Origin of the sequence: Micrococcus sp., assembly GCF_030523875.1 — a bacterium.
Classification (GTDB): Bacteria; Actinomycetota; Actinomycetes; order Actinomycetales; family Micrococcaceae; genus Micrococcus.
Genome location: NZ_JAUNHR010000014.1, coordinates 1 through 6,733, shown reverse-complemented (window position 1 = coordinate 6,733; position 6,733 = coordinate 1). Strand labels below are relative to the sequence as shown.

7 protein-coding genes and 1 pseudogene are annotated in these 6,733 nt (G+C 75.1%); 3 read left to right on the top strand and 5 right to left on the bottom strand.

Annotated features, from left to right (window positions below):
* Both Q4D18_RS03355 and radA read left to right on the top strand, forming a co-directional pair.
* Positions 1–519, top strand: a pseudogene (locus Q4D18_RS03355) (FUSC family protein); the annotation flags it as partial.
* Positions 520–622: 103 nt separating this feature from the next.
* Positions 623–2,029 carry a DNA repair protein RadA gene (gene radA / locus Q4D18_RS03350; protein ID WP_303125796.1) on the top strand — a complete coding sequence of 469 codons (1,407 nt, stop codon included), beginning with the start codon at positions 623–625 and terminating at the stop codon, positions 2,027–2,029.
* 4 nt (positions 2,030–2,033) lie between these two features.
* On the opposite strand, the gene Q4D18_RS03345 is transcribed toward radA, so the two are convergent.
* A complete protein-coding gene (locus tag Q4D18_RS03345) occupies positions 2,034–2,837 on the bottom strand; it encodes a DUF4232 domain-containing protein (RefSeq protein ID WP_303125795.1) in 804 nt (267 codons plus the stop codon).
* Positions 2,838–2,879: 42 nt separating this feature from the next.
* Between Q4D18_RS03345 and Q4D18_RS03340 the strand changes: the two genes are divergently transcribed.
* On the top strand, positions 2,880–3,842 hold the full coding sequence (locus tag Q4D18_RS03340; protein WP_303125793.1) for an A/G-specific adenine glycosylase: 963 nt from the start codon (positions 2,880–2,882) through the stop codon (positions 3,840–3,842).
* A 19-nt stretch (positions 3,843–3,861) separates the two neighbouring features.
* Here Q4D18_RS03340 and Q4D18_RS03335 read toward each other — a convergent pair whose 3' ends face one another.
* From Q4D18_RS03335 to Q4D18_RS03320, 4 genes are all read right to left on the bottom strand, one after another.
* Complete coding sequence (locus Q4D18_RS03335; protein WP_303125792.1) at positions 3,862–4,377, bottom strand: amino-acid N-acetyltransferase; 516 nt, start codon at positions 4,375–4,377, stop codon at positions 3,862–3,864.
* A gap of 75 nt (positions 4,378–4,452) precedes the next feature.
* Entirely contained in the window at positions 4,453–4,665 is a 213-nt protein-coding gene (locus Q4D18_RS03330) for an antitoxin (protein ID WP_303125791.1), read from the bottom strand.
* Positions 4,666–4,720: 55 nt separating this feature from the next.
* Positions 4,721–4,921, bottom strand: a complete 201-nt coding sequence (locus Q4D18_RS03325; RefSeq protein ID WP_303125789.1) for a CsbD family protein — start codon at positions 4,919–4,921, stop codon at positions 4,721–4,723.
* Positions 4,922–5,061: 140 nt separating this feature from the next.
* Positions 5,062–6,733: ATP-dependent Clp protease ATP-binding subunit (locus Q4D18_RS03320; protein WP_303125787.1), on the bottom strand; the 1,672-nt coding region annotated here is incomplete at its 5' end.

The window sequence follows — 6,733 nt, the reverse complement described above, 5'->3', positions numbered from 1 at the left end:
ATCGCGTGGATGGCGCTGGTGGAGTGCCGGCGCACGCAGGGCACCCTCGACGACGTCCGCAAGGAGCTGCGCCTGAGCGCCGAGCAGGCCGCGTACAACCCCCTGCAGCGCTCCTCGCGCGGGCTCGTGGAGACGATGTCCCGGGCGGCGGACCGCTCCGACCTGGCCGTGCGCTCGCTGCGGATCGTGGCTCGGCGCGTGGTCTCGATCCTGGACCACGGGGCCGTCGACGACGACCACCGCGAGCGCCTGGCCGCCTGGTTCGACGACGCCGCGGACGCGGTCGAGGTGCTGCACCGCTCCCTCGTGGAGCCGCAGGAGGAGGGCCGGCACCGCTCGCTCGGCGTGGCCCGGGACGCCCTGGGGACCTCCGCCTCCCGGCTGGACCCCGCGCAGCTGGCCGGGCGCACCGTGCACGGCGAGGCCCTGGTGATGCTGCTGCGCCCCATGATGGTGGACCTGATCGAGGCCACGGGCGCCTCCCACGACGAGGCCGTCTCCTACCTGCCGCGCGTCTGAGCCGGGGCGGGGCGACGTCGTCGGGCGGCCCGGCGGCGTCGGGGACGGTGCGCCGTGGGCGGAGGGCCGCTACGCCGTCCGGAGCCCTGCCTACAGTGGGCGCATGGCCACCAAGACCGCCGCGAAGCGCACCCCCGGATACCGCTGCACCGAGTGCGGGTGGACGTCCGTGAAGTGGGTGGGCCGCTGCGGCGAGTGCCAGGCGTGGGGCACGGTGGAGGAGGCCGGCGGGGGCTCGACGCCGGGCCGCACGAAGGCCTCCACGGTCGCCTCGCCCGCCCCGCGGATCGGCGAGGTGGACGCCACCCTGGCCTCCTTCCGCACCACGGGCGTGCGGGAGCTGGACCGGGTGCTCGGCGGCGGCCTGGTGCCCGGCGCGGTGATCCTGCTGGCCGGGGAGCCCGGCATCGGCAAGTCCACGCTGCTGCTGGACGTCGCCGCCCAGACCGCGCGCGGCGCGGGCGGGGGCGGGGAGCGCTCCGTCCTCTACCTCACCGGCGAGGAGTCCGCCGCCCAGGTGCGCTCGCGCGCGGACCGGATCGGCGCGGTGGCGGACACCCTGCGCCTGGCGGCGGAGACGGACCTCGGGCGGGCCCTGGGGCAGATCGAGCGGACGGACCCGGAGCTCGTGGTGGTGGACTCCGTGCAGACCCTGCAGTCCGCCGAGGTGGACGGCGTGGCCGGCGGCGTGACGCAGGTGCGGGAGGTGGCGGCGAGCCTGATCCGCACCGCCAAGGAGAAGGGCATCACCACGGTCCTGGTGGGGCACGTGACCAAGGACGGCACCATCGCGGGCCCCCGCCTGCTCGAGCACCTCGTGGACGTGGTCTGCCAGTTCGAGGGGGACCGCCACTCCCGGCTGCGCCTCGTGCGCGCCGTGAAGAACCGCTTCGGGCCCACGGACGAGGTCGGCTGCTTCGACCTGCGCGAGGACGGGATCGAGTCCCTCGACGACCCCTCGGGCCTGTTCCTCTCCGGCACCGTGGATCCCGTGGAGGGCACGTGCGTGACGGTCACCCTGGAGGGGCGCCGGCCGCTGGTGGCCGAGGTCCAGTCCCTGCTCACCCCCTCCGCCGGCGGCAGCCCGCGCCGCACGGTGTCCGGGGTGGACGCGGCCCGCGTGAACATGCTGCTGGCGGTCCTGCAGCGCCGTGCCCGCTTCGCCCTGGCCCAGGACGACTGCTACGTGGCCACCGTGGGCGGCGTGCGCCTGGCCGAGCCGGCCTCGGACCTTGCGGTGGCGGTGGCCATCGCCTCCGCCAAGCTCGGCGCGCCCGTGCCGCAGGGGATGATCGCGGTCGGCGAGCTCGGCCTGGCCGGGGAGGTGCGGCCGGTGCCCGGCGTGGGCCGGCGGGTGCGGGAGGCCGCGCGGCTCGGCTTCACCCGCGCACTCGTGCCCCGCTCCCCCGAGCCGCTGGGGGACGTGCCGGCCGGGTTCTCCGTGGCGGAGGTCGGCACCCTGGGCGAGGCCCTCGGGTCCATCCAGTCCTGGACCGGCGGGCGGCCCTGACCCCTCAGCCCCCGGTGGACGCCGGTGCCGGCAACGCCGGCGCGGGCGCGGCGGAGGACGGGGCCGGCGTCGCCGTGCCGGAGGGGGCTGCGGAGTCCGGCGACGAGGCGGACGGCGAGGGCGCCGGGGAGGCGGACGGGCTCGCGGTCTCCTCGAGCACCACGAGGGCCACGGGCCGGGACCGCACGTCCCCCAGGCTCACGGTGAGGGCGTGGCGGCCGGGCTCGGCGAGCCCGCCCTGCCGCGTGCAGTCCGCCGAGGAGGTCCGCCCGTCCCAGCGGTACACCGCCCGCTGCTGGTCCCCCGGCTCGAGGGCCACCTCCTGGTGGGCAGGCTCGGCCTGGCACACCCTGGTGCTCATCACCTGACCGCCCTGGGCGTCCTCGATCCGGAACTCCTGCGCCGCGGTGCCCACGTCCGCACGGCACGGGCGGGCCGAGAGGTTCGTGACGCCCAGCCGGAGCACCGCCTCCTGGCCGCGGGCGTACTCGTCGCGGTCCGAGGAGGCCACCACGCGCAGGTCCGTGGGCGCACACGCCGGCAGGGCGGCCACGTCCATGTCGTCCTCCGCGGTGAACCCCGAGGCCGATGCCCGGGCCGGCGTCGGGGACGAGACGGGGGTGGGGGCCGCGCTCGGGGCGGCCTCGGCGTCGCCGCCGCCCGCGGGCAGGAGGGCGTTCACCAATGCGCCCAGCCCCCAGCCCACCAGGAGCAGCACCAGCGCCGCCAGCACCGCCACCGCCAGGCGACGACGCCGGTAGACGGCCGCGGAGGGGCGGGGACGGGGCTCACGGGGTGCGGAGGGCATGGCATCCAGGGTAGGCCCGGGCACGGCCCTAGAGTGGACGGCATGCCCACGCCCGCCGCCCCCCGCGAAGACGCCCCGACCCCGGACGCCGCGGAGGCCGACGCCGCCCGCGCGGCCTCCCTCCACCAGGGGATCCTGGGCTGGTTCGCGGTGCACGCCCGCGACCTGCCGTGGCGGGACCCGGACTGCCCGCCGTGGGGCGTGCTGGTCTCGGAGATCATGCTGCAGCAGACCCCCGTGGTGCGGGTCCTGCCCCGGTGGCGCGCCTGGATGGAGCGCTGGCCCACCCCCGCGGACCTCGCCGCCGCCCCCACCGCGGAGGTGCTCACCGCGTGGGACCGCCTCGGCTACCCGCGCCGGGCGCTGCGACTGCAGGAGGCGGCGCGGGCGATCGTGGAGCGGCACGGCGGCGAGGTGCCGGCGGACCCGCAGGCCCTGCGCGCCCTGCCCGGGATCGGCGAGTACACGGCGGCGGCGGTGTCCAGCTTCGCGTTCGGGATCCCGGAGACCGTGGTGGACACCAACGTGCGCCGGGTGATCGGGCGCGCCGTGGCCGGCGAGCCCCTCCCGCCGAAGACCCTCACGCGGTCCGAGATGCGCCGCGCCCACGCGCTCATGCCGCACGACCGGGACCGGGCCAACGCCTGGAACGCGGCCGTCATGGAGCTCGGCGCCCTGGTCTGCACCGCCCGCTCCCCCGCGTGCGACCGCTGCCCCGTGCGCGTCTCGTGCGCGTGGGTGGCCGCGGGCTCCCCGCCGCCCGAGGAGCGGCCCCGCGGCCAGGCCTGGGCGGGGACGGACCGCCAGGTGCGCGGCGCGGTCATGGCGGCCGTCCGGGAGCACGGGAGGGTGCCGGGCGCACGGGTGCGGGACGCCGTCGTCGCCACGGGCCGCCTGGGCGCCCACCGCCCGGAGGACGCCCAATGGGAGCGGTGCGTGGCCGGCCTGCTCGCGGACGGCCTGCTGGTCCGTCACGACGACGGCGCGCTCGCCTTCCCCGGCTGAGGCCCGGACCGCCGCACCCTCAGAGGGTGCGGATCATGCGGGTGTTGCCGAGGGTGTTCGGCTTGACCCGCGCGAGGTCGAGGAACTCGGCCACGCCCTCGTCCGTGGAGCGCAGCAGCTCCGCGTAGACCTCGGGGTCCACGGCGGACTGGTCCGCCATCACCTCGAACCCGTGCCGGCGGAAGAACTCGACCTCGAAGGTCAGGCAGAACACGCGGGACACGCCCACGCGGCGGGCCCGGTCCAGCAGCTCGTCCAGCAGCAGGTGCCCCACGCCGCGGCCCTGGAAGCCGTCGGCCACCGCCAGGGTGCGCACCTCCGCGAGGTCCTCCCACATCACGTGCAGGGCGCCGAACCCGGCGAGCGCACCGTCCGCGCCCTCGGCCACCACGAACTCCTGGATGGCCTCGTAGAACGCCACCGCCTCCTTCTGGAGCAGCACCCGGCGCTCCGCCAGCGGCCGCACCAGCTCACGGATCGCATGCACGTCCTGCGTGCGGGCCGGGCGGAGAGTGACGGCGGGGTCGGCGGGCATGGCGCCAGTCTAGGGGCCGGGCGCACGAGGACCCCCGCCCGGGTCGTCCCGGTGCGGGGGTCCTGGGGCGGGGGGTCAGGCCTGCTGGCCGCCCATCGTCTGGCCCTCGGCCTGCTCCTGCACGTCCCCGTTCAGGAACCTGCCCTGGGCGGCGTCGACGCCCTGGTTGACCTTGTCGGCGTGCTGGCCGAGCTTGTCGCCGTGCTGCTCCTGGGCGGAGTCCACGTGCTGGTTGATCTGGTCGGAGTTCTGGTTCGCGAAGTCCTTGATGCCGTCGATGCCCACCATGGGGTCCTCCTTCGTCTGGTCCGTCTGCTGGTCGGTCTGGTCCCGGGTCCCCGGGTCAGTCCTTCTTGAAGGCGTTCTTGACGCCGTCCGCGGCGCCCTTGAGGGAATCGCCCGCGTTCTGCGCCGCGTCCTTCACACCCGCGGCGGCGGACTCGGACTTGCCCTCGGCCTCGAGGCGGCGGTCGCCGGTGGCCTCGCCGGCCTTGCCCTTGACGTCGCCCTTGAGCTTGTCGAACGTGTTGTCCATGTCTGCCATGGTCGCCTCCTGGAGGGGTCGGGGACCCGGTGGGGTCCACGGGGACGCGGCGGGCACGCCCCGCCGGTCCCGACAGTGAACGCGTGAGGCGGGGGAGGGGTCAACCCCTCCCCCGCCTCCGCGGGGTCGTCAGCCTCCGGTCAGTCGACCGGCGCGGCGACGTGCCCGGCGTCGGGACCCTCGTCCCCGCCGTCGGTGCGCGGGGCCCGCGGGACGTCCGCGCCCGGGGCGCCCTCCTCGGCGTGGTCCGGGGCCCCGGCCTCGAGCTCGCCCGGGGCGTCGCCGTCGAGGGCCTTCCGCCCGCCCGTGTGGGAGAACGTCAGCTCGGCCTCGGCGCCCTCGCCCGTGGCGTCCACGTGGATCGTGGAGCCGCCCGGGATCTCGCCGAACAGGATCTTCTCGGAGAGCTGGTCCTCCACCATGTGCTGGATGGTGCGGCGCAGCGGGCGGGCGCCCATGGCCGGGTCGTAGCCCCGCTCGGCGAGCAGGTCCTTCGCGGCCTGCGTGAGCTCGATGGACATGTCCTGCTCGTCCAGGCGCTTGGCCAGGCGGGCGATGAACAGGTCCACGATCTCCACGATCTCGGACTTCTGCAGCTGCGGGAACACGATCACGTCGTCCACGCGGTTGAGGAACTCCGGGCGGAAGTGCTGGCGCAGCTCCTCGCGGACCTTGCCCTTCATGCGCTCATAGCCCGTGGAGGTGTCCGTCGAGGACTGGAAGCCGGTCATCACGCCCTTGGAGATGTCCCGGGTGCCCAGGTTGGTGGTCATGATGATCACGGTGTTCTTGAAGTCCACCACGCGGCCCTGCGAGTCGGTCAGGCGACCGTCCTCGAGGATCTGCAGCAGCGAGTTGAACAGGTCCGCGTGGGCCTTCTCCACCTCGTCGAAGAGCACCACGGAGAACGGCCGACGGCGCACCTTCTCGGTGAGCTGGCCGCCCTCCTCGTAGCCCACGTAGCCGGGAGGGGCGCCGAAGAGGCGGGAGACCGTGTGCTTCTCCTGGAACTCGGACATGTCCAGGGTGATGAGGGCGTCCTCGTCCCCGAACAGGAACTCCGCAAGGGACTTGGCGAGCTCGGTCTTGCCGACGCCGGTGGGGCCGGCGAAGATGAACGACCCCGAGGGGCGGTTCGGGTCCTTGAGGCCCGCGCGGGTGCGGCGGATGGCGCGGGACAGGGACTTGATGGCCTCGTCCTGGCCGATGACGCGCTGGTGGAGCTCGGCCTCCATGTTGCGCAGGCGGTCCGTCTCCTCCTCGGTGAGCTTGAAGACGGGGATGCCGGTGGACAGGGAGAGCACCTCGGCCACGAGGTCCTCGTCCACGGTGGCGACGGCGTCCGCCTGGCCGGTGCGCCAGGCCTCCTCCTTCTTCTGGCGCTCGTCCTCGAGCTGCTGCTCCTGGTCCCGGAGGCGCGCGGCGCCCTCGAAGTCCTGGCCGTCGATCGCGGCCTCCTTCTCGGCGCGCACCTCGGCGATGCGCTCCTCGAAGGCCTTGATCTCCGGCGGCATGGTCATGCGGCGGATGCGCAGGCGGGCGCCGGCCTCGTCGATCAGGTCGATGGCCTTGTCCGGCAGGTGGCGGTCGGAGACGTAGCGGTCCGCGAGGGACGCGGCCGCGGAGAGGGCGCCGTCGGTGATGGACACCTTGTGGTGGGCCTCGTAGCGGTCCCGCAGGCCGCGCAGGATCTGGGTGGCGTCCTCGACGGAGGGCTCGGGCACCTGGATCGGCTGGAAGCGGCGCTCGAGCGCGGCGTCCTTCTCGATGTGCTTGCGGTACTCGTCCAGGGTGGTGGCGCCGATGGTCTGC